The following is a 22,834-nucleotide window of genomic DNA, read 5'->3' as shown; positions in this document are numbered from 1 at the left end:
TCCTACAGGGATCGAGCTGACTCGCGATGTTTTTTGTGGCCGCTGTCGCAGGCTGCGATAAGGCCCGCAGGGCCTTCTAATTAACCTGAAAAGCGGCGCCCGCTACGCGGTCGATCGCAGCCTTCGGCAGCGGCTACAGGTCAGGCCAGGCCGTCAGCCGTGGTCGGCACGATCAGGATCCCGGCACGCAGGCCGTTCTTCACCTTGGGGTTGGGGAAAATGATCCGCGCGCCTTCCTCCTCGACTATCCAGCGGGTCTGGGCGATGTCGTCGGCCAGCAGGTAACCCACTTCCAGCTCAGAGAAGTTTTCGATATCCGCCGGCAGATGCAGGTGGAAGGTATCGCTGTGCTTGATGATTTCCCGAGCGACGCTGAACAGCTGCAAACCATCCAGCTTCTCCTCCGCCATGGGCGGTTCGCGGCCTTCGATGATCTGCTTGAGGCGGGTTTCCAGACGCTCGACATTCACCCCCTGGTTCTGCCCGAACGGCCGGGCCTTGCCCAGCTCAAGGGTGAAAGACTCGGCGTCCAGCTTGTCGTAGGTATAGGAGCTGAACACGATGGACGGTTTGTTCTGCAGCAGCACCGCCTGCATGCCCGCGGCCCGCAGGCGCGCCAGTTCCCGGCGCGAGTGCTGGCGACCTTCCTTCCACGGATACAGGGCGAACTGCTCGATCTTCGAACCGCGGATCGCCGTGTGCAGGTCGTAGTGCAGGCGGGTACGCTCCGGCAGGCTGAAGAAACTCGCCGCCAGGCGCTCCAGCTCACAGGCGCGCAGTGCTTCGTTGCCGCTGCTTTGTTCATGACGGCCATTGAACAGCCGGTTGATGTCCTGCTCGATGAAACGCTCGCCGCGGCGCATGGCCTCGGGGTTGCCGAACAGGAACAGAATGCGTGCGCACGGCTTGAGGTCGCCGCGGGCGATGTCGTGCAACAGACGGTCGAGCAACTCGATCGGTGCCGTCTCGTTACCGTGGATGCCGGCCGACAACAGCAGGTCCATGCCATTGTCGCGCGCCTGGGGTGGCCGGACTTCCAGCGCACCTTCGCTCAGCCAGCGCATCCGCACGCCGTCGACAGTCAGTTGAGTCTTCTCCGCCGGTTCACGACCGGCGAGGGTCAGTTCAAGCAGTTTGCCGAGGGCGAGCATAGAACGTTATTCCTTAATGGTCGTGCTGGCAGTCAGGGCCGTGCACGTGATCGTCGTCACCAGCGTCGGCCGGTTCCATTTCCAGTTGCAGACTTACCAGATTAGTCGCCAATGGGCGCAGCAGCAGGTTGGCGTATTCTTCGTCGCCTTCCTCGACGTCCACGCCGATCAGCAGCTGGCCGCGGCCGTCCTGCTGGATCCACAGTTCCTTGCCTTGCCACATCACGGCAACGCGGGTGCAGGAAGTTTCCAGTTGAGTGCCGTCGGTGTCTTCAAGGATCAGCTGCAGGGTATCGCTCATTTATTACGCTCTCATCTGGAGGTAAAGCGGCGCGCCTGGATCAGCAGAAGCAGGCGCGGGCTTTTAATTGATCTGGAATGGATAAACCGCGCCCAGTTTAAGGATTTGCGTCAGTTCATCCAGTGCCGTCCGGCACTCAAGCAGCAATTGCGGGTCCGCCAGATCGTTTTCGCTCAGGCGGTCGCGGTAGTGCTTGTCGACCCATTGGGTCAGCGTGTCGTACAACGGCGCGGTCATGATAACCCCTGGGTTGACCGCCGCCAGCTCGGTTTGATTGAGCGCGACCCGTAGCCGCAGGCACGCCGGCCCACCGCCGTTCTGCATGCTCTGCTTGAGGTCGAAGACTTTCACTTCGCGGATCAGGCCGCCGGAGCTGGTCAGGCTTTGCAGGTACTGCCAGACACGCTCGTTGCCGCGGCACTCTTCCGGCACGATCAGCAGCATCGAGCCATCGGCGCGGGACAGCAGCTGGCTGTTGAACAGGTAGGAACGCACCGCGTCTTCCACCGTGACCTGCGAGCGCGGCACGCAGATCGACTGGAAGTTGCCGCCACACTTGCCCAGCTTGGCCTGCAGCTCGGCGAGCATCTTGTCGGTCTCGAGGAATGCGTCCTCATGGTAGAACAGCACTTCGCCGTTACCCACCGCGATCACGTCGTTATGGAACACGCCCTGGTCGATCACCGACGGGTTCTGCTGGGCATACACCACACCGTCGTCGCTCAGGCCGTGCAGACGGGCGACGGCCTGCGAGGCTTCCAGGGTCTGGCGCGCCGGGTACTTCTGCGGTGCCGGGTAGCGGGTATCGAAGGCGCTGCGCCCGAAGACGAAGAACTCGACACCGGCCTGGCCGTAGTCGCGGCAGAAACGGGTGTGGTTGGCCGCGCCCTCATCGCCGAACTGCGCCACCGCCGGCAACGCCGCGTGATGGGCGAAGTGTTTCTGGTCGGCGAACATCGCCCCCAGCACGCGACTGGTAGTCGGGTGCTCGATACTGCGGTGGTATTTGCAGTTCAGGTTGGCGGCGGTGAAATGCACGCGACCGTCGCGGGTGTCGGCGCTCGGGCTGACCGTGGCGGCGTTGGCCACCCACATGCTCGACGCCGAGCAACTGGCGACCAGCAGCGGCATCGCATCCTTGGCGGCGCGCTCGATGACCTGTGCATCGCTGCCGGCAAAACCCAGCCGACGCAGGGCGGCCACGTCCGGGCGTTCCTGTGGCGCCAGCACGCCTTGCTGGAACCCCATTTCCATCAGCGCTTTCATTTTCGCCAGGCCCTGCAGCGCGGCTTCCCTGGGGTTGGAAGACTGCTGGCTGTTGCTCTGGGACGCGACGTTGCCGTAGGACAGGCCGCCGTAGTTATGGGTAGGCCCCACTAGACCGTCGAAATTGACTTCATAGGATTTCATCAGCGAGGCTCCACGAGAATCTGTTGTTATAGGCATCGGTATCAGTACATGTCTTGAGGCCGTCGGCGCCCGCTTCGCGGGACGATCGCAGCCTGCGGCGCGGCTACAGGGTGACCATAACCACCGACGCCCCGCCGCTCTCTGTAGCCGCTTCGCAGGCTGCGATAAGGTCCGCGGGACCTTCCTGCAATCTGCGGCGCAACCCATCACCCCAGGCGTACACCCGGCGTCAGCGCGCTCGGCAAGGTCAGGCTCGCGGTTTCCAGCGACGCCACCGGGTAGGCGCAGTAATCCGCCGCGTAATAGGCGCTGGCGCGATGGTTGCCCGAGGCACCCACACCGCCGAACGGCGCGCTGCTCGCGGCACCGGTCAGCTGCTTGTTCCAGTTGACGATACCGGCCCGGCTTTCCAGCCAGAACTGCTGGTAACGCGCCTCGGAATCCGACAGCAGGCCCGCTGCCAGGCCGTATTGGGTGTCGTTGGCCTCGGCGATCGCCGCTGCGAAATCAGCGTAGCGAATCACTTGCAGCAAGGGGCCGAACAGTTCTTCGTCCGGGCGCTCGGCCACGGCGGTCACGTCGAGAATGCCCGGGGTCAGCAGCGCGGCCTGGGCCTGCGGCTGGGTCATTTCCAGCAGCGCCACGGCGCCATTGGCCAGCAGGTTTTCCTGGGCCTGCATCAGCGCGCGGGCCGCGCCAAGGGAAATCACCGAGCCCATGAACGGTGCCGGCTGCTGGTCGAAGGCACCGACCTCGATGGTCGAGCTGACCGCCACCAGGCGCTCCAGCAACTGGTCGCCCCAGGCGCCTTGCGGCACCAGCAGGCGGCGCGCGCAGGTGCAACGCTGGCCAGCGGAAATGAAGGCCGACTGGATGATGGTGTAGACCGCCGCGTCCAGGTCCGCGACCTGGTCCACCACCAGCGGATTGTTACCACCCATCTCCAGCGCGAGGATCTTGTCCGGGCGGCCGGCGAACTGCTGGTGCAGGTGATTGCCGGTGCGACTGGAACCGGTGAAGAACAGACCGTCGATCCCCGGGTTGGCAGCCAGGGCGATACCGGTTTCCCGCGCGCCTTGCAGCAGGTTCAGAACGCCCGCCGGCAGGCCGGCTTCGATCCAGCACTTGACGGTCAGCTCGGCGACTTTCGGGGTCAGCTCGCTGGGCTTGAACAGCACGCTGTTACCCGCCAGCAGCGCAGGAACGATATGCCCGTTAGGCAGATGGCCTGGGAAGTTGTAAGGGCCGAACACCGCCACCACACCATGGGGCTTGTGGCGCAATACCGCGGTGGCGTCGCCCAGCGGGCCGCTCTTCTCGCCGGTACGTTCACGGTAGCTCTGCACCGAAATCGCGATCTTGTTGACCATGCTGGTCACTTCGGTAGCGGCTTCCCACAGCGGCTTGCCGGTTTCCTCGCCGATGCAGCGCGCCAGTTCGTCGGCATGGCTTTTCAGGCTGGCGGCAAAGGCTTCCAGCACGGCGATCCGCTCGTCCAGCGAACGCTTGGCCCAGGCCGGGAATGCCTGGCGCGCGGCCTGCACCGCACTTTCAACCTGAGCGACGGTGGCGCCGTTGCCCGACCACAGCACCTGCTGGGTCACCGGATTCAAGGATTCAAAGGCTTCGCCCTGGCCTGGCAGCCATTGGCCTGCGATGTACAGCGTGTTCATTATTTCGACTCCCGGGAAGCAGACAGCGCAACGGCACGGACCTGATCGCCCGCATTGAGTTGCAGGCGTTTGGCGGTCAGCGCATCAACCACCAGGGTGCCCGACGCGAAGCGCGCGGGCGCGGCGGTGATCCGGCAGTCCTCGCGCTTGCGGTTGTGAATCAGGAAAGGCGTGGCGTCGTCGCCCGGCGTGCCGATGGCCAACACCAGCGCCTGGCTGTCGCGCACCGCGCGGATCTTGGCGGTTTCGCACTCCACCGCCGGGCCGGCGTCGAAGATGTCGACGTAACCCTGGTAGCTGAAGCCCTCGCTCTTGAGCATGGCCAGCGCCGGCTCGGTATCGGTGTGTACCTTGCCGATCACGTTGCGCGCGCCCTCGGAGAGGAAGCAGGTGTACAGCGGGAACTTCGGCATCAGTTCGGCGATGAACGCCTTGTTACCGACGCCGGTCAGGTAGTCGGCCTGGCTGAACTCCATCTTGAAGAAGTGCCGGCCCAGGCTTTCCCAGAATGGCGAGCGCCCGGCTTCATCGGACATGCCGCGCATCTCGGCGATGATCTTGTTGCCGAACAGCTGCGGGAATTCGGCGATGAACAGCATGCGTGCCTTGGCCAGCATGCGGCCGTTGAGGCCAGTGCGGTAATCGGCATGCAGGAACAGCGAGCACAGCTCGGAATTGCCGGTCAGGTCGTTGGCCAGGAACAGCGTCGGAATCTCGCGGTAGATGTTCAGCTCCTGGGAAGCGCTGACGGTCAGGCCGACCCGGAAGTTGTACCAGGGCTCGCGCAGGCCAACGGCGCCGGCGATCGCGGAAATCCCCACCACGCGGCCGTTGTCGTCCTCGAGCACGAACAGGTAATCCGCATCGCCCCGCTCGGCTTCGCCACGGAAGGTCTTTTCCGCCCAGCCCACGCGGTGTTTCAGGCGCTCTTCGTTGGCCGGCAAGGTGGTAAGGCCGGTGCCGGTGCTGCGGGCCAGGTCGATCAGAGCGGGTAAGTCGCTGCTGCGTACGGGACGAACGATCATGCTATCTCCTCAGACGGGCGCCGCTGACGGCCCCCGCGAAACTCGCTGCTTTCCAGGATTCTTCCGGCATTTGCCGCAGCCGTTAAACCGCCACCAGGCGCACGCTGGCACCTTCGCCGACGCCCAGGGCTTCGGCCGCTTGCAGATCCAGGGTCACCGGCTTGCCCGGCGCGTAATCCAGCTCCAGCATCACCGCGCGGTAATCCTGCAACTGCGCATTGGCGACCAGGTACTGGCGTCCGCCGCCCTTGGCGACCTCGCCGATCTTCACCGGCACCACGCGGCTCTGGGCGATCGAGCGGATCCCCGAGACCCGGGCGTGCAGGGTCGGGCCACCGTCGAAGATGTCAATGTAATGGTCGGTCTCGAAGCCTTCGCGCATCAGGATGTCGAAGGTGATCTGCGCCCGCGGATGCACCTGGCCCATGGCTTCCTGCGCGGCATCCGGCAGCAGCGGCACATAGATCGGGTAATGCGGCATCAGCTCGGCGAGGAAGGTGCGGCTTTTCAGCCCGCACAGACGCTCGGCGGCGGCGTAGTTGAGGTCGAAGAAGTTGCGACCGATGGCATCCCAGAACGGCGAGTCGCCATTCTCATCGCTGTAGCCAACGATCTCGGTCACCACCGAATCGGCGAAACGCTCCGGGTGGCTGGCGACAAACAGCAGACGGCCGCGGGAATTGAGTTCCGACCACGGCGAGCCCACCAGCTCCGGGACCACATAGAAGCTGGTCAGCAGGCTGTTGCCGGTCAGGTCGTGGCACTGGGAAAGCACGTGGATCTTGTTGTGGATCTTCAGCTCGCGGGAGGCGTGCACGAAGGTCTCGTTACGGAAGCTGTAGAACGGCTCGGAATAACCGGCCGAGGCGACGATGGCCGAGCAACCGACCAGCTTGCCGGTTTCGGTGTCTTCGAGGACGAAGAAGTAGCTTTCCTCGCCATTGAAGCTCACCTCGGCGGCGAACGAAGCCTCGCTTGCGGCGATCTTGTCGCTCAGGCGTTCCACGTCATCCGGCAAGGAAGTGACACCAATCGGGCTGTCCGCAGCCAGACGCTGTACCTCGCCCAGATCAGCCATTTGCGCGGGGCGCATCACCAGCATGGTGTCACTCCTTACTCGAAACAGGCCGGCCAGGAGGCCGACTCAGGGAAAAAAATGCCGGGACAGCCCGGCACCGAAAATGAGGCTCGACGCTTGCCCTGCAGACAAGCGCCGAGAAGTACCGCGGCCCGAATCAGGCCTGGGTCAGCTTGGCGACCGCGCGCTCGAAGCGCTGCAGGCCTTCTTCGATGTCCGCTTCCTCGACCACCAGGCTCGGGGCGAAACGCACCACGTCCGGGCCAGCCTGGAGGATCATCAGGTTTTCTTTTTCAGCGGCGTTGAACACATCCTTGGCCTTGCCTTTCCAGGCATCGCTGAGCACGCAACCGAGCAGCAGGCCCAGGCCACGCACTTCGGTGAACAGGCCGTACTTCTCACCGATCTGCAGCAGACGGGTCTTGAAGCGATCGTGCTTGGCCTTCACGCCGTTCAGCACTTCGGGCGTGTTGATCACGTCGATCACCGCGCCGGCCACTGCGCATGCCAGCGGGTTGCCGCCGTAGGTGGTGCCGTGGGTGCCAACCACCAGGTGCTTGGCCAGCGCCTCGGTGGTCAGCATCGCGGCGATCGGGAAACCGCCGCCCAGGCTCTTGGCGCTGGTCAGGATGTCCGGGGTCACGCCGTAGTGCATATAGGCGAACAGCTCGCCGCTGCGGCCCATGCCGGTCTGCACTTCGTCGAACACCAGCAGCGCGTTGTGCGCGTCGCACAGCTCGCGGGCGCCTTGCAGGTAAGCCTGCTCGGCCGGCAATACACCACCTTCGCCCTGGATCGGCTCCAGTACCACCGCGCAGGTCCTGTCCGAAATCGCCGCTTTCAATGCCGCCAGATCGTTGTAAGGAACGTGGGTGATACCGGTGATTTTAGGACCGAAGCCATCGGAGTACTTCGACTGGCCGCCGACGTTCACGGTGAACAGGGTACGACCGTGGAAGCTGTTGAGGGCCGCGATGATTTCGTATTTTTCCGCGCCGAAACGGTCGAAAGCGACACGACGGGCCAGCTTGAAGGCGGCCTCGTTGGCCTCGGCCCCGGAGTTGCAGAAGAACGCACGCTCGGCAAAGGTGGCGTCGACCAGTTTGTGGGCCAGGCGCAGGGCCGGCTCGTTGGTGAAGACGTTGGATACGTGCCACAGCTTGTTGGCCTGCTCGGTCAGCGCCGCGACCAGCGCCGGATGGGCGTGGCCCAGTACGTTGACCGCGATCCCGCCGGCAAAGTCGATCAGCTCTCGGCCCGACTGATCCCAGACTCGGGAGCCCGCGCCACGCACAGGAATGAAAGCCGCAGGTGCATAGTTGGGAACCATGACCTGATCGAAATCGGCGCGTTGCACCGGAGCTTGCTCAACGGACATCGGAGTCTCCTGAAGAGGAACGCCTGCCTGAAACTGGCGAGCGATGGGGGGATTGTAAGGACAGTTTTCTGCCCGGCCTTGTCGCCAAGCGACAACTTCTTATAGCGCCAACCCCGGTTTTACGCGGGTTTACGGCAATGCGACAAATAGCGTCGCAAAGGCGCAGTTTAAACTGCTGGAGGCTTTAACGGCAGGATTGTCCAACGATTTGCGCCACACATTAAGGCGCCATCGCGAGCAAGCTCGCTCCTACAGGGAACGCATTCTTCTGTAGGAGCAGCCGGTCGACGCTCGATTGCTCGCGATAAAAACTGACAGACAAAATGAAGAGGTGGATCAACCGCGCTCGGAAGGCACCGAAGACAGTTCGAACGGGCTGCTGCTGCGCCGCTGGTTGCGGTCCTCCCGCGGCGTGGCGCCGAAGAAGTTGCGGTAGGCGCTGGAGAAATGCGGCCCCGAGGAGAAACCGCAGGACAGGCCGATCTGGATGATCGATTTGCTGGTCTGCATCAGCATCTGCCGCGCCTTGTTCAGGCGCAATTCCAGGTAGTACTGGCTCGGCACGCGATTGAGGTATTGCTTGAAAATCCGCTCCAGTTGCCGACGCGAGACGCACACATGCTGGGCGATTTCGTCGGTGGTCAGCGGCTCCTCGATATTGGCCTCCATCAGCAGCACCGCCTGGGTCAGCTTCGGGTGGCTGGAACCCAGGCGGTTCTGCAACGGAATGCGTTGGCGCTCGCCGCCTTCGCGGATCCGCTCGACCACCAGCTCTTCCGAGACCGCGCCGGCCAGTTCCGCGCCGTGGTCACGGGCCAGCACCGCCAACAACAGATCCAGCACCGACATCCCACCGCAGGCCGTCAGGCGATCGCGATCCCAATCGAACAGATGGCTGGTGGCGATGACCTTGGGGAAGCGCTCGGCGAAATCGTCCTGCCAGCGCCAGTGCACCGCCGCCCGATAACCGTCGAGAAGCCCCAGCTGCGCCAGGGGATACACACCGGCGGACAAACCACCGATCACACAGCCGGCGCGCACCAGTTGCTTGAGCGCGCTGCTCAGGGCCGGCGCCAGGGTGGCAGGCGGCTCATCGGCCAGCAGGAACAGTTTCTGGCAGCCTTCGAGCTTGCCCGACCAAGGTTCGCCCGGCAGTTGCCAGGCACCGTCGGCCGGCGCCTCGGCCTGCAGGAAGGCCAGTTCGTAGACCACTTCCGGATGCACGCGCTGAGCGACACGCAAGGCCTCCTCGGCCAGCGCCAGCGTCAAGGCTTTAGTGCTGGGCCAAATCAGGAAACCAATTCGATGGGCAGTCATGGCGGGCAATCCGAAACGAAAACAGTGTTAGAGGCCAAAGGCGGCTGCAACCAAATTAGACCATCTGGCGCGCGGTGCGCAGCATGACCTAATTTGGTGCGTTACGGGAGTGATTTACTTCAGGCTGCCCGAGAGGAATTGCTGCAAACGTTCCGATTGCGGATTGACCAGCACTTCGCGCGGGTTGCCACTCTCTTCCACCAAACCCTTGTGCAGAAATATCAGCTGGTTCGAGACTTCACGGGCAAAGCCCATTTCGTGGGTCACCACCACCATGGTCCGGCCTTCCTGGGCCAGGGCCTGCATCACTTTCAGCACGTCGCCCACCAGCTCGGGGTCGAGCGCCGAAGTCGGTTCGTCGAACAGCATGACCTCAGGCTCCATCGCCAGCGCCCGGGCGATCGCCACGCGCTGCTGCTCACCGCCGGACATGTGGCCCGGGTAGGCATCCTTGCGATGCGCCACACCGACCTTGGCCAGGTAGTGCTCGGCCTTTGCACGGGCTTCGGCCTTGGGTACGCCGAGCACATGCACCGGCGCTTCCATGATGTTTTCGATGGCGGTCATGTGCGACCACAGGTTGAAGTGCTGGAACACCATCGACAGGCGCGAACGCATGCGCTGCAACTGTTTTGGATCCGCCGCCTTCAGGGCGCCGTCCTTGTTCGCCACCAGCTTCAACTCTTCGTTGTTCAGCAGGATCTTGCCGGCGTGCGGCTGCTCCAGCAGGTTGATGCAGCGCAGGAAGGTGGATTTGCCGGAGCCACTGGAGCCGATGATGCTGATCACATCGCCAGCCGCCGCTTTCAGGGACACGCCCTTGAGCACTTCGTGACTGCCATAGCGTTTATGCAGGTCTTGGACTTCAAGTTTGTACATGCTGTCGATTCTCACAAAAGCAGTCAGTCGTTGAGCAAGCGCCCGTGCCGCAGCGCTTCGCGCCCCGCCACCTTGGCCAGCCAGAAACCGGGTTGGGCGTAACGTAGCCGCTCAACGGCGAACAACACGCCGCTGGTGCCAGCACACAGGGTGCTGACCCGATCGGATAAGGGATCAATCACTTCAAAAATCGGCTCGCCCTTCTCCACCCAGCTACCGGCCGGACGCAGAAAACTCACCACGCCGGGATGCGGCGCAAACAACAATTCAGTGCCTTCGAAAGGCATGGCCTCACACGCTTCATGCTGCGGCGCCGGCCATTCGCCCGCGATCAGCCCCTGCTCGGCGAGGAACGCCAGGATGCCTTCGGCGTGCGCCTCGGCTTGCGGGCGACCGGTGTCGGCCTGACCGCCCAGTTCAAGGGTGGTCGCCAGGCAGGCCAGCGGAATCTGCGCCTGCGGGAACTGGCGCGACAGGCGCAGCCAGGGCAGCGAACAGGCCTCGTCGAACGAACTGCCGCCGGAATCTTCCGCCAGCAGGCCGACCCGCACGTTCAGATGAGCCGCCAGCGAACGCCACTGCGGCCAATGCTGCGGCAAGGCGTACATATGCAGCGCCGCCTCCGCATCGCAGTGCAGGTCCAGCACCACATCCGCGGTGCAGGCATGACTCAGGAGAATGCGCTGCATGCCTTGCAGCTGGCTCGATGGCGCCGGCAGTTCAGCCAGCACATCACTCATGGCCTGGCGAATCACCTGGATATTGGCGTGCGGATCATCTCCCAGACACCCTTCCAGGCGGGCCGCGACCGGCACACTCAGCTCGACGAAATCACGATTGAAATTCTTGCCACTGCCGGCCTCGAACCGCCCCTGGTGATTGCCTTGCAACAGCTGGCCCAGGCCCATCGGGTTGGCCACCGGCACCAGTTCGATCACGCCGTTCAGCGCGCCCTGGGCTTCCAGTTCGGCCAGGCGTTTTTTCAGTTCCCAGGCGGTGCGCATCCCGGGCAGTTCGTCCGCATGCAGGCTGGCCTGGATATAGGCCTTGCGCTCGCCATGGCCGAAACGGAATACCGAGATCTGCCGTTCGCTGCCCAGGTGGCTCCACGGTAATGGGTGGTCAATGCGTTCCATATCAGTGCTTCCGCGGCGCCAGGTAACGCAGCCAGCGGCCTTCGGCCAGCTTGAACAGGCGCACCAGGATAAAGGTCAGGCACAGGTAGAACACGCCGGCGGTGATGTAGGCCTCGAACGGCAGGTAGTACTGCGCGTTGACCGTACGAGCCGCACCGGTGATGTCGATCAGGGTCACGATGGAGGCCAGGCTGGTGGTCTGCAGCATCATGATCACTTCGTTGCTGTACTGCGGCAGTGCCCGGCGCAAGGCCGACGGCAGCAGGATGCGGGCATACATTTTGTAGCGCGACATGCCCATGGCCTTGGCCGCTTCGATCTCGCCGTTCGGCGTGGCCTTGAGGCTGCCGGCGATGATTTCGGCGGTGTAGGCGCTGGTGTTGATGGCAAATGCCAGGCAGGCACAGAAGGTCGCGCTGGACAGCCAAGGCCAGAGGAAGCTTTTGCGCACCACATCGAACTGCGCCAGGCCGTAGTAGATCAGGAACAGTTGCACCAGCATCGGCGTGCCGCGGATCACATAGGTGTAGAGCCAGGCGCTGAGGTTGACGATCGGCTGCTTGGACACCCGCATCAGCCCCAGGGGCAGCGCCGCCAGCAGGCCGAAGAACAGCGACAGGGCCAAGAGTTTCAGGGTGGTCAGCAAGCCGCTGAAATACAGCGGCAAGGCCTCATAAATGACGTTGTAGTCGAAGATCATAGATCAGCCGCCCTTACGCCTACCGAGTAGCGCTTCTCAAGGTGACGCAATGCCAGCAACGAGACACTGGTGATCACCAGGTACATCGCCGCCACTGCGAGGAAGAAGGTGAAAGGCTCGCGGGTGGCATCAGCCGCCTGCTTGGCCTTGAACATCATGTCTTGCAGGCCCACCACCGAAATCAGCGCGGTGGCCTTGGTCAGTACCAGCCAGTTGTTGGTAAAGCCCGGAATCGCCAGACGGATCATCTGCGGCACCAGCACCCGGAAGAACACCTGGAAGCTGTTCATGCCATAGGCCATGCCCGCTTCCGCCTGCCCCTTGGGGATCGCCATGAAGGCGCCGCGGAAGGTTTCCGACAGGTAGGCACCGAAGATGAAGCCCAGGGTGCCGATACCGGCAGCCAGCGGGTTCAGGTCGATGTAGTCGTCGTAACCCAGCATTGGCGCGACACGGTTGAGCAGGTCCTGGCCGCCGTAGAAGATCAGCAGGATCAGCACCAGGTCGGGAATCCCGCGGATCACCGTGGAATACAGGTCGCCCAGCCACGCCAGCCAGCGCACCGGCGAGAGACGCAGCGCGACCCCGATCAGACCCAGAACGATGGCCAGGGCCATGGACGACAAGGCAAGCTGAAGCGTCAGCCAAGCGCCATCGAGGATGACAGCCCCGTAGCCTTTCAACATGATTCAGGTCCTCGAAAATTGGGATGAAAAAATGGCGCAAACTTCAGAGATTCTGCTGCTTGCGCCATCTCGGACTTGCTGATTCGACGATTTACTGGCCGTAAATGTCGAAGTCGAAGTACTTGTCCTGGATTTGCTTGTACTTGCCGTTCTCGCGAATGGCGGCGATCGCACCGCTGATCTTGTCTTTCAGCGCATCGCCTTTGCGTACGGCGATACCCACGCCGTCGCCGAAGTATTTGCTGTCGGTGAACGCCGGGCCGACGAACGCGAAGCCTTTGCCGGCGTCGGTTTTCAGGAAGCCGTCATTCAGCAGGGTAGCGTCTGCCACGGTGCCGTCGAGGCGACCGGCCGCCACGTCCAGGTAGATCTCATTCTGCGAGCCATATGGCTTGATCTCGGCACCCAGCGGAGCCAGCACTTCACGGGCGAAACGCTCGTGGATCGAACCGCGCTGCACGCCGATGTTCTTGCCCTTGAGCTCGGTCAGGCCATCGCTGACCTGGGTACCGGCCTTCATGACCAGGCGCGCAGGGGTGTTGTAGTACTTGCCGGTGAAGTCCACGGACTTCTTGCGGTCGTCGGTGATCGACATGGACGACAGGATCGCATCGATCTTGCGTACCTTGAGCGCAGGGATCAGGCCGTCGAACTCCTGCTCGACCCATACGCACTTGACCTTCATTTCTTCGCACAGGGCGTTGCCGATGTCGTAGTCGAAACCGACGATGCTGCCGTCCGGAGCCTTGGAGGCGAATGGAGGGTAAGCCGCTTCGATACCAATTTTCAGAGGCTTTTCATCGGCGAACGTCGGCAGGGAAAGCACGGAGGACAGTGCCAGGGCGCCAAGAAGCACGAGTTTCTTCATCTTAGGACTCCATCGGTAAAGGGCGAAAACGGCAGAGTGAGCGACAGCCCAATATGCGAATGGGTGGAACCTGATAGCGGTGCTGCGTCCTTGAGGACCTGGCCACGAACCCCATGCGGGCTCTCGGGCAGGCAACGACGAGCGAGTGATCGGCATTCTAACGACAGGCCCGAAGCCGATATTTCCTCAATGCGACAACAAATTACAGAAGCACCGAGAAACCAGGCCGAGCACATTGACAGCTCTTCAGATTTATGCAAGAGCAAAAGACGGTAAACCAATCTGTGTTGCAAATTGCGGGCCTATTATTCGCAAAGCCTTCTATTCCGGCAAGCGCAGCGTTATGACTTATTTTTTACCGACCCCGCAAAGGCCCTGAAACAGGGCTTGGCGTTTCTCATTGCCCCGAATCCGGGCAGCGGGTTACACATTCCCTCCCGCCGGTAACATTCAGATACGCCTGATGGACATGCCGATATTTATTCGATCGAAAAGCCGCTGCCTGTAGCCGCTGCCGCAGGCTGCGATAAGGCCCGAAGGGCCTTTCAGGGCCTTCAAGAGCGCGTCTCCTGCAGAGCCGATCGCAGCCTTCGGCAGCGGCTACAGAAGCCCCCGATAGCGTTCACAAAAAAGCCCCGCCCGGCGCAAGGCCGGGCGGGGCTTTCGCTGACACAGGTCCGTCTCAGGCGACGTTCATGGTCTTGTGGGTATCGACCAGATGCTGCACCACACCCGGGTCAGCCAGGGTGGAAATATCCCCAAGGCTGTCGTACTCCGCCGTGGCGATCTTGCGCAGGATACGGCGCATGATCTTCCCGGAACGGGTCTTCGGCAGGCCTGGCGCCCACTGGATGACATCCGGCGAGGCGATCGGACCGATCTCCTTGCGCACCCAGTTCTTCAGCTCCAGGCGCAATGCTTCGCTCGGTTCTTCGCCACCGTTGAGGGTGACGTAGACATAGATGCCCTGCCCCTTGATGTCATGGGGCACACCGACCACCGCCGCTTCGGCGACTTTCGGGTGAGCGACCATCGCGCTTTCGATCTCGGCGGTCCCCATGCGGTGGCCGGAGACGTTGAGCACATCGTCCACACGCCCGGTGATCCACCAGTAGCCGTCTTCATCGCGACGGGCACCGTCACCGGTGAAGTACATGCCACGGAACGTCTTGAAGTAGGTATCGACGAAACGATCGTGGTCGCCATACAGGGTGCGCGCCTGGCCTGGCCACGAATCGAGGATCACCAGGTTGCCTTCGGCGGCGCCCTCGATAATGTTGCCCAGGTTGTCCACCAGCGCCGGCACCACGCCAAAGAACGGACGCGCCGCCGAACCCGGCTTGAGGGCATGGGCGCCCGGCAGCGGGCTCATCAGGGTGGCGCCGGTCTCGGTCTGCCACCAGGTATCGACGATCGGGCAACGGGATTGACCGACGTTCTTGTAGTACCAGTCCCAGGCTTCCGGGTTGATCGGCTCACCCACCGAACCCAGCAGGCGCAGGCTGCTGCCATCGGCGCCTGCGCAGGCGGCGTTACCCGAGGCCATCATGGCGCGGATCGCGGTCGGCGCGGTGTAGAGGATATTGACCTTGTGCTTGTCGACTATCTTCGCCACGCGGGTCACGTCCGGGTAGTTCGGCACGCCCTCGAACAGCACGGTGGTCGCGCCATTGGCCAGCGGACCATAGACGATATAAGTGTGCCCGGTGACCCAGCCGACGTCGGCGGTGCACCAATAGATTTCCCCCGGACGGTAATCGAATACGCGCTCGTGGGTCAGGGCCGCGTACAGCAGGTAGCCGCCAGTGGTGTGTTGCACGCCTTTGGGCTTACCGGTGGAGCCGGAGGTATAAAGGATGAACAGCGCTTCCTCGGCGCCCATTTCTTTTGGCGCGCAGACGGTACCGGCCACTTTCATCAAGTCTTCGTACCAGATGTCGCGATGCTGGTTCCACTTGATCTGGCCATTGGTGCGCTTGCACACGATGACCTTCTGGATGCTGCTGGTTTCCGGGTTGGTCAGCGCATCGTCGACATTGGCCTTGAGCGGAATCTTCTTGCCCGCGCGGATGCCTTCGTCGGCGGTGATCACCACCTTGGATTTGCAGTCGATGATCCGCCCGGCCAGCGCTTCCGGCGAGAAGCCACCGAACACCACCGAATGAATCGCGCCGATCCGGGTACAGGCCAGCATGGCGACCACGGCTTCGGGGATCATCGGCATATAGATAGTCACCACGTCGCCGCGGTGCACGTCCTGGCCACGCAGGGCGTTGGCGAACTTGCAGACTTGTTCGTGCAGTTCGCGATAGGTGATGTTGCGGCTTTCGGAAGGATCGTCGCCTTCCCAGATGATCGCGATCTGATCGCCGCGCTCGGCCAGATGGCGATCCAGGCAGTTGTAGGAAACGTTGAGGGTGCCGTCGGCAAACCATTTGATATCGACATGGTGATCGTCGAAGGAGGTCTGCTTCACCGTGGTGAAAGGCTTGATCCAGTCGAGGCGCTTGGCTTGCTCGCGCCAGAAGCCGTCCGGGTTGACGACCGACTGCTGGTACATGGCCTTGTAGGTCGCCTCGTCAGTCAGCGTGTTGGCCGCAACCTCGGGACGAACGGGATACAGAGAAGCCGCACTCATCTTTCTTACCTCGGTGACATAGTTGTTGTTGTATGACCCCGTTGTAGCCGGGGCGGGCCTATAGAACCATTCGACGATGGTAGTAACAACCCCCAGCCGATCCCCCTGGAAAGTGCTTTGCTCCCTCTATTACGGGACTTGCGGCAGTTTCTGCGGCAAGTAGAAGACCGCTGCCAGGTCACTGAAGGTCGTTTTTACCGGGATTGTTACAAAAACCGTCAATAGTGTTTATCAAAAGCACGCCTGTATAGCGCCTACTCAGGCGCCTAAAATCAACCTCGCCAACAAGGCAATGTGATTAACCAAGTTACAGCCCCCACGAAGGCAGTTAATCCAGACTTCTACTCAAGTTCCACACGCAGCCCCACAAAGGCTGCGTGACCCTACACGACCTTAGAAAGGTGAAATCAAAATGAAAGCTTTATTAGTTCTGGCCCTCAGCAGTCTTTGCGTTACAGCAATGGCCGACGAGATCCCGACTGATGTCGCAAGCCAGCAACCAGCCGTAGAGGAATACTCTTACTCGTCCGACCTGGACATCGCCAAAGTTATATCCATGAGCGAAGTTCCAAATGTATGCGAAGTTGTACCTGCGCGTATGGAATATGAAGATTCGAAAGGCCTGCGACATATCCTGCAATACCACGTCATGGGTAACGGCTGCTCTAACGGCTAATACTGAAGTTGCTCTTAAAGTTCCAACAATTGCCGGCCGCAAGAGCTCTTTCTTGCGGCAAAGATGGCCAGACGCACAACTGAATCCAGACTGGTTGCAAGCCATCGCCCAATGCAGTGCGACCACGGCTTTCGCACTCCCCTTTTTCATCTGTCGAGCCACCTTGCAGGGAGCGTTTCCGTATCGCCCCAAGGGGCTTGATGATGGTCCGAAAATGCCTTCTCGAGCATCAAGAACGACCTCGAGTGGCAACCCGGGACAGTAGTGTTTCAAAGGTCAAAAATTGACCATCCAACACAAGATGTAGTGGCAAAAGCGTTTTTTTGCTTATTTTTTGAGCAAACTATCCGAATGACAATTTGCACCATGAATTGAACACAATCCTGTCTACCAAAGCCCACGACCTTCCCTGTAAGCCATGTACTACGGGGCTTGCAGAACATTGCACGAAAAAGCCGAGGTCTCGGATCGCTTCCAGGCGGCAAAAACCCGCGAAACCGGGTGAAAAAAAATCTTTGCCGGCCAAAGCCTTGTAAACCCTCGCTCCGCCGCGATCACGCCCCTCGCCGACCGAATCGTGAGCCACTTCGTCGCACCACAGCGGCAAAAAAATCCCTATAATGCGGCCTTAAAACGGGCCTGCAATATTCCCTTACAGGGATAAACAGCCAATCCGAAGCCAGCGCAGGAGTCGACTCGGTCCTCTGTGCCCATAACCGCCTCGGAACTCCCGTACATATTTTTGTTTATTGCCTGCGTTAGCTGCCGCAACAAACGATTCCTTAAGATCCAACGCGGCCAGTTCGGCCGTGTGAAAAGCCAACCATCAGTTTTCACACGGGCATCTGGCCCTCACGCAGGAGACGACACGTCATGCTGAGCTGGGACGAATTCGACAAAGAAGAAGGCGAAGTCGCCGTTAAAGGCGCCAACGCCGGCCACGCTGCCGAAGCTGCCATGGACAAACTCGACAGCGCCGGTGGTGCCGCCGCTCTCGAAGCCCGCGCCGTAACCGCCAGTGATTCCGCTGCCGTTGCCCGTGCCAAGGCTTCTCTGGACCAGCTCGACATCGCCGAAGGCCTGGCCGAGTTGGAAGGTGCTTCCGCCCGTGTCGCCGTCGATGAAAAGCGCATGATCAACTGCCGCGCCGACCTCAACCAGCTCGTGCCATTCAAATACGACTGGGCCTGGCAGAAGTACCTGGACGGTTGCGCAAACCACTGGATGCCGCAAGAAGTCAACATGACCGCCGACATCGCCCTCTGGAAAAACCCGGAAGGCCTGACCGACGACGAGCGCCGCATCGTGATGCGCAACCTGGGCTTCTTCTCCACCGCCGACTCCCTGGTTGCCAACAACCTGGTGCTGGCCGTGTACCGCCTGATCACCAACCCGGAATGCCGCCAGTACATCCTGCGCCAGGCGTTCGAAGAGGCGATCCACACCCACGCCTACCAGTACTGCATCGAATCCCTGGCCATGGATGAAGGCGAGATCTTCAACATGTACCACGAGATTCCATCGGTCGCCAAGAAAGCGGCCTGGGGCCTGAAGTACACCCGCTCGATCTCCGATCCGAAGTTCGAAACCGGCACCGTCGACACCGACAAGGAACTGCTGCGCAACCTGATCGCCTACTACTGCGTTCTGGAAGGCATCTTCTTCTACTGCGGCTTCACCCAGATCCTGTCCATGGGTCGCCGCAACAAAATGACCGGCGTCGCCGAGCAGTTCCAGTACATCCTGCGCGACGAATCCATGCACCTGAACTTCGGTATCGACGTGATCAACCAGATCAAGATCGAAAACCCGCACCTGTGGGATGCCGAGATGAAGGAAGAAGCCACCCAGATGATCCTCCAGGGCACCCAACTGGAAATCGAATACGCTCGCGACACCATGCCGCGCGGCGTACTGGGCATGAACGCGGCGATGATGGAGGACTACCTCAAGTTCATCGCCAACCGTCGTCTGTCGCAGATCGGCCTGAAAGAAGAATACCCGGGCACCACCAACCCGTTCCCATGGATGAGCGAAATCATGGACTTGAAGAAAGAGAAGAACTTCTTCGAGACTCGCGTGATCGAGTATCAGACTGGCGGCGCGCTGAGCTGGGATTGATTCCGAGCTCCAGCCCTGTGCCGATCTCGATCTGAATCGGCACAACGAAAGATCAAAAAAGCCCTGACTTGCTCAGGGCTTTTTGATTGGGACCCGGTATCCCCGACTCCAGGCAAATCATCCAACCCGGAACTCAATCAGCGGAGGCCAAAGCACCACGGATCTCCTGTTTCACCGCCTCGAAATCCGCCGCCGCGCGGGGATCGTCCAGCAGCCGGGCCGCCAATACCGCGGCACTGATCTTTCCGCCCTCCAGGTCGCTGGGAAAATGCACGCCGGCGATGACCCGGCTGTCGGCATTGATCTGTGCGCGGCTGAACAACTCGCTGCGTTTCTCCGGCAGCGCCATGCTCAGCAAGGTGGCATTGAGATAGCCGTTCATCGAATGACCGCTGGGGTAGGAATCGCCCTCCGGTGGCGGCAGTACCGGCTTCACCAGTGCCGATGCTTCGTAAGGGCGCGGCCGACCATAGCTGTGCTTGGCCGGCATCAGGAATTGCACCAGGTCTTCCTGGGCCCGCCGGAAGAAGGCCCGGGTCAGGGGCAGGCGCTCAATGCTGAAACCGGCGCCGAGGGATTCCCTGGCGAAGTGGAACACGCTGTCTTCCCATTCATCATCCTGCTGGACCCGGCTCACCTGAGCGCTACTGCGTGCTGCCTGGGCCGCCAGCACGGCTGTTAAATCGCTTTGTTGCAACGATGAATCAACAGTTGGAGGCGGTGGCAGGTAGTCAGCCAGCCGGAACTGATTGGCCGGCAGATAAGGCAAGGCTGCCTGCTCCGCCAGGACGGCCCCTGTGCCGGACAGGGCCAGACAAAACAACAATGAACGCGCAACAACAGGCATATGAAGGTCCTCGTTATTGTGAGGGGAAAAGCCGTCTGGCTGGTTCCCACCGGGCCTTCATTCATGAGGCCGGCGCCTTCTTATCGGCCATTTGTTCGAGGCTTACTTGTCCCTCCTTGCCAAAGCTGTGACGTTCTCTGCCAGGACTGATAAAGACACCTAAGCTTTTGTTTTTACAAGCTTTAACGCGTAGGACTCGTCTCTATATGGTGAGAGTTTTGTTAATTAGAACTGTAGGAAATTTCGTGCCCCTCATGCAGCCGCGATGACCTGGAAAGACTCAGGAAGGCTGTCAGTTTGATGGGTCCTGACGGGGGATTTTTCGCGAGCACGCTCGCCCTACCAAGGGAGTGGTTGGAACGGGGTCATGACTTGTTCTGCTCAAGCGGACGCCAGTCGAAATGCTGCCGTTCGCCGACGCCATTGAAGTCGACGCGATAGGTGTGTTGCTTGCCGCCGATATCGCAGACGCCGATCAGATCGTGGTTATGCTGTTCGCGCGGCGGTGGCGTCTGGATACGCACGGTACCGTGGCAGTTTTCGTAATTGCAGGGCGCGGTATTGCGATACAGCAGGTAATCGCCACTTTCATCACGCTCGACCCAACGCCCATCGATGAATCGGGCCTGGTCGGGCGCAATGCTGGCGGTGGCCATCTTGCGCTTGCCGTTGCACAGCATCACCCCGCCCATGGCGGCGGCCATGATGAGGTAGGCCAGGATCCGCGATTCCACATTGAAGTAGGAAAGGATGCCCAACGCGTCGGCCAGGATCGACATGACCGAAAGCGCCAGCGCCGGCAGCGATAGAAAAAACGCCACCGCGCCTTTGATGACGCTGCCCCGGCTCACCCGCTCGACACTCCCCGGATCGATGACGAACTGAATGCTGGTGCGTTCAGGTGCCTGATTCTGGGCAATGTTGATGTGGTTGGCATCACCAATGGAGCCGATATTGATGCGATTACCGTCAGACATGAACCTGAGCCTTTTCCGGTGATGAGTGGAACGTGCTACCTACAAGGTTATGCCGAGATCAGCGCCCATGCTTGAAAAGATCAGTGCACTGCCCTGCGCCACCCGCTATTAATAGCCTTCTTCACTCAAGGACCCGAGCCCCCATGAAATTCGACACCGCCTACTGCATCAGCCTCGACGACAAGCTGTCGATCTATGACGTGCGCGATCTGAATTTCGACGAGACCATGGCCTTCGACTCGGCCAAGGAACAGTTCCAGTGCCCCAACGATGCCTGTCGCGCCGCCTTTGCCGCTGACAATCAGTTGGGGACCTTCAATGCCAAGAACGTCAATTACATCCGCACCCCGCATTTCAAGAACCTGCCTGGCACCCGGCATATCGAAGGCTGCCCGTATGGCACCAGCAGGACGCTGGCAGCCGGGGTGGAGGGTACGCCGGACGAGGATGATCGGGAGGAGCATTTCCCATCGGAATTGCTGCTGGCCCGCCGCGAATATGTACGCAAGCCCGCCAGCCCGGCAGCGGATGGCGATACGCCAGGAACTGCCGCGCCAGCCCCCTCCTCCAGCCCGCGCACGCCGGCCCCGGCTCAGGCCGGCACCCCAGACAAGACCAGTGTCTTCGCCCATCCGGTGGAGTGTTTTGTGTCGAATATCGACGACAAGGAGCTGCTCAAGCGCATGCCGCTGAAGATCGGCGAACACACGGCGTCCTATGCCTCGTTCTTCAAGAAGATCGAATACCTGCTGGACAACAAGGGGTTGATCTACTGGGGCAAGATCAAGGAGATCAAGGACTACACCCAGAGCTTTCGCATCGACTTCGAACAGAAGGTCTGGTTCAAACAGGCGGACGAGACGAAAAAGAAACCCTACTCGGTCAATGTCTACCTGAGCAAAAAACTGATCGAGAGCTACCGCAAGCGCAAAGCCTTCCTCGAAGAGATCAAGCATGCGATCGACAGCGAACAAGAGCTGTATTGCTTCTTTTATGGCGTGACCCCGGAGCTGAAACAGGTGCCGAGCAAAAAACACCCCGAACAGACGTTCGGGGTATTCAGCGCCAACATCGAGAACCTCGACCACTTCATCATTCGTGAAGCGCCGGGGTTGGCGCTGGGCTAACCCTTAGCGGACCAGCATGCCGAGCATCACCAGCACCAGCAGGCCGATGTACACCCGCGCATGCAGCCGGTCGGGAATGCGCCCGATCCACGGTGAGGCCAGGCGCATGCCCAGCAATGAGCCGAAGGTCAGCACGGCAAAGGCCAGCAGGTCGATATAGCCGATAAACCAGGGGCCCAGATCGAAGCGGCTGAAGCCGGCCATGGCCATATAGGTCAAGGTCCCGGCCAGGGCTACCGGCACGCTCAGCGGGTTGGCCATGGAGGTGGCCTGGGTCATGCTCAAACCACAGCGGCGCAGCAGGGGCACGGTCATCACGCTGCCGCCGACACCCAGGAAGGTAGCAATGGCCCCGATGCCCAGGCCTCCGGTGTTTTCCAGTCGCCCCAGGCAGCGCGGCGCACGGGTGTCGCCCTGTTCAAGAAAGCCACGACGCATCAGGCAATCGGCAATGGTCAGCACCAGGTAGGCAATAAAGGCGTAGCGCATCGCCTCACCACTCACCGCCATTGCCAGGACCGCCCCCGCTATCGCTCCCAGCCCTATGTAGCCACCCAGCGGCCACAGATAATGTCCAATCAGGTTACCCGCGCGACGGTGTTTGCCGGTGGCCATCAGCGCGTTGACGATCATCACGCAGGTCGAGGTGGCGACCGCTATATGCATGGCCGACTGGGCAACGGCATCGTCAGCGCCATGGCTGCTCAGCAACATGCGATACAGCAGCGGCACCACCACAAAGCCGCCGCCAAAGCCGAACAGCACCGCGCTGATCCCGCTCATGCAGCCGAACACAGCCAGCCATAGATAAAACATCGAAGGTTCTCCGTTAGCAGAAGACCTCGA

20 protein-coding genes are annotated in these 22,834 nt (G+C 61.2%); 3 read left to right on the top strand and 17 right to left on the bottom strand.

Going from position 1 to position 22,834, the window contains the following annotated elements:
- Window positions 1–140: 140 nt before the first annotated feature.
- The 14 genes from astE to acs all read right to left on the bottom strand — a co-directional run bounded on the left by astE (window position 141) and on the right by acs (window position 16,240).
- A complete protein-coding gene (gene astE, locus BMY68_RS12360) occupies window positions 141–1,151 on the bottom strand; it encodes a succinylglutamate desuccinylase (protein ID WP_085531949.1) in 1,011 nt (336 codons plus the stop codon).
- Between the two features lie 13 nt (window positions 1,152–1,164).
- Window positions 1,165–1,452 (bottom strand): hypothetical protein, encoded by a 288-nt coding sequence (locus BMY68_RS12355; RefSeq protein ID WP_007921560.1) that lies wholly within the window; start codon window positions 1,450–1,452, stop codon window positions 1,165–1,167.
- A 63-nt stretch (window positions 1,453–1,515) separates the two neighbouring features.
- Window positions 1,516–2,862, bottom strand: coding sequence for an N-succinylarginine dihydrolase (gene astB, locus BMY68_RS12350; protein ID WP_009045158.1), 1,347 nt, complete (start codon window positions 2,860–2,862; stop codon window positions 1,516–1,518).
- 206 nt (window positions 2,863–3,068) lie between these two features.
- Entirely contained in the window at window positions 3,069–4,538 is a 1,470-nt protein-coding gene (gene astD, locus BMY68_RS12345; protein WP_175534837.1) for a succinylglutamate-semialdehyde dehydrogenase, read from the bottom strand.
- Window positions 4,535–5,560, bottom strand: coding sequence for an arginine N-succinyltransferase (gene astA, locus BMY68_RS12340; protein ID WP_007921553.1), 1,026 nt, complete (start codon window positions 5,558–5,560; stop codon window positions 4,535–4,537). Before astA ends, astD begins: the two co-directional genes overlap by 4 nt.
- Before the next feature lie 82 nt (window positions 5,561–5,642).
- On the bottom strand, window positions 5,643–6,662 hold the full coding sequence (aruF, locus tag BMY68_RS12335; RefSeq protein ID WP_007921551.1) for an arginine/ornithine succinyltransferase subunit alpha: 1,020 nt from the start codon (window positions 6,660–6,662) through the stop codon (window positions 5,643–5,645).
- Between the two features lie 133 nt (window positions 6,663–6,795).
- A complete protein-coding gene (locus tag BMY68_RS12330) occupies window positions 6,796–8,016 on the bottom strand; it encodes an aspartate aminotransferase family protein (protein WP_085531953.1) in 1,221 nt (406 codons plus the stop codon).
- Between the two features lie 336 nt (window positions 8,017–8,352).
- Window positions 8,353–9,333, bottom strand: a complete 981-nt coding sequence (gene argR, locus BMY68_RS12325; protein ID WP_009045160.1) for a transcriptional regulator ArgR — start codon at window positions 9,331–9,333, stop codon at window positions 8,353–8,355.
- Window positions 9,334–9,447: 114 nt separating this feature from the next.
- Window positions 9,448–10,212, bottom strand: coding sequence for an ABC transporter ATP-binding protein (locus BMY68_RS12320; protein ID WP_009045161.1), 765 nt, complete (start codon window positions 10,210–10,212; stop codon window positions 9,448–9,450).
- A 23-nt stretch (window positions 10,213–10,235) separates the two neighbouring features.
- Window positions 10,236–11,348 (bottom strand): succinylglutamate desuccinylase/aspartoacylase family protein, encoded by a 1,113-nt coding sequence (locus BMY68_RS12315; RefSeq protein WP_085531955.1) that lies wholly within the window; start codon window positions 11,346–11,348, stop codon window positions 10,236–10,238.
- Window position 11,349: 1 nt separating this feature from the next.
- Window positions 11,350–12,048 (bottom strand): ABC transporter permease, encoded by a 699-nt coding sequence (locus BMY68_RS12310; protein WP_009045163.1) that lies wholly within the window; start codon window positions 12,046–12,048, stop codon window positions 11,350–11,352.
- The gene (locus BMY68_RS12305) at window positions 12,045–12,734 is read right to left on the bottom strand and encodes an ABC transporter permease (protein WP_007921541.1); all 690 of its coding nucleotides are present in this window, start codon (window positions 12,732–12,734) and stop codon (window positions 12,045–12,047) included. Before BMY68_RS12305 ends, BMY68_RS12310 begins: the two co-directional genes overlap by 4 nt.
- 91 nt (window positions 12,735–12,825) lie before the next feature.
- Window positions 12,826–13,602 (bottom strand): ABC transporter substrate-binding protein, encoded by a 777-nt coding sequence (locus BMY68_RS12300; RefSeq protein WP_009045164.1) that lies wholly within the window; start codon window positions 13,600–13,602, stop codon window positions 12,826–12,828.
- 682 nt (window positions 13,603–14,284) lie between these two features.
- The gene (gene acs, locus BMY68_RS12295) at window positions 14,285–16,240 is read right to left on the bottom strand and encodes an acetate--CoA ligase (protein ID WP_007925196.1); all 1,956 of its coding nucleotides are present in this window, start codon (window positions 16,238–16,240) and stop codon (window positions 14,285–14,287) included.
- Between the two features lie 412 nt (window positions 16,241–16,652).
- Here acs and BMY68_RS12290 point away from each other — a divergent pair, with 412 nt between their 5' ends.
- Both BMY68_RS12290 and BMY68_RS12285 read left to right on the top strand, forming a co-directional pair.
- Window positions 16,653–16,916 (top strand): DUF2790 domain-containing protein, encoded by a 264-nt coding sequence (locus BMY68_RS12290; RefSeq protein WP_009045165.1) that lies wholly within the window; start codon window positions 16,653–16,655, stop codon window positions 16,914–16,916.
- Between the two features lie 873 nt (window positions 16,917–17,789).
- Entirely contained in the window at window positions 17,790–19,037 is a 1,248-nt protein-coding gene (locus BMY68_RS12285) for a ribonucleotide-diphosphate reductase subunit beta (protein WP_007925192.1), read from the top strand.
- A 133-nt stretch (window positions 19,038–19,170) separates the two neighbouring features.
- Here the strand turns inward: BMY68_RS12285 and BMY68_RS12280 are convergent, their stop codons facing one another.
- Together BMY68_RS12280 and BMY68_RS12275 are read right to left on the bottom strand one after the other, a co-directional pair.
- Window positions 19,171–19,884, bottom strand: a complete 714-nt coding sequence (locus BMY68_RS12280; RefSeq protein ID WP_085531957.1) for an acid phosphatase — start codon at window positions 19,882–19,884, stop codon at window positions 19,171–19,173.
- A 365-nt stretch (window positions 19,885–20,249) separates the two neighbouring features.
- A complete protein-coding gene (locus BMY68_RS12275) occupies window positions 20,250–20,861 on the bottom strand; it encodes a phage holin family protein (RefSeq protein WP_085531959.1) in 612 nt (203 codons plus the stop codon).
- Between the two features lie 143 nt (window positions 20,862–21,004).
- Here BMY68_RS12275 and BMY68_RS12270 point away from each other — a divergent pair, with 143 nt between their 5' ends.
- The gene (locus BMY68_RS12270) at window positions 21,005–21,988 is read left to right on the top strand and encodes a hypothetical protein (RefSeq protein ID WP_062824944.1); all 984 of its coding nucleotides are present in this window, start codon (window positions 21,005–21,007) and stop codon (window positions 21,986–21,988) included.
- A 3-nt stretch (window positions 21,989–21,991) separates the two neighbouring features.
- On the opposite strand, the gene BMY68_RS12265 is transcribed toward BMY68_RS12270, so the two are convergent.
- A complete protein-coding gene (locus BMY68_RS12265; protein WP_085531961.1) occupies window positions 21,992–22,804 on the bottom strand; it encodes a sulfite exporter TauE/SafE family protein in 813 nt (270 codons plus the stop codon).
- Between the last annotated feature and the right edge of the window lie 30 nt (window positions 22,805–22,834).

The sequence above is a fragment of the Pseudomonas sp. NFACC41-3 genome (assembly GCF_900109505.1).
In the GTDB taxonomy this organism is placed as follows: domain Bacteria; phylum Pseudomonadota; class Gammaproteobacteria; order Pseudomonadales; family Pseudomonadaceae; genus Aquipseudomonas; species Aquipseudomonas chlororaphis.
The sequence above is the reverse complement of the archived record's forward strand: the minus strand, read 5'-3'. Positions and strand labels throughout refer to the sequence as shown.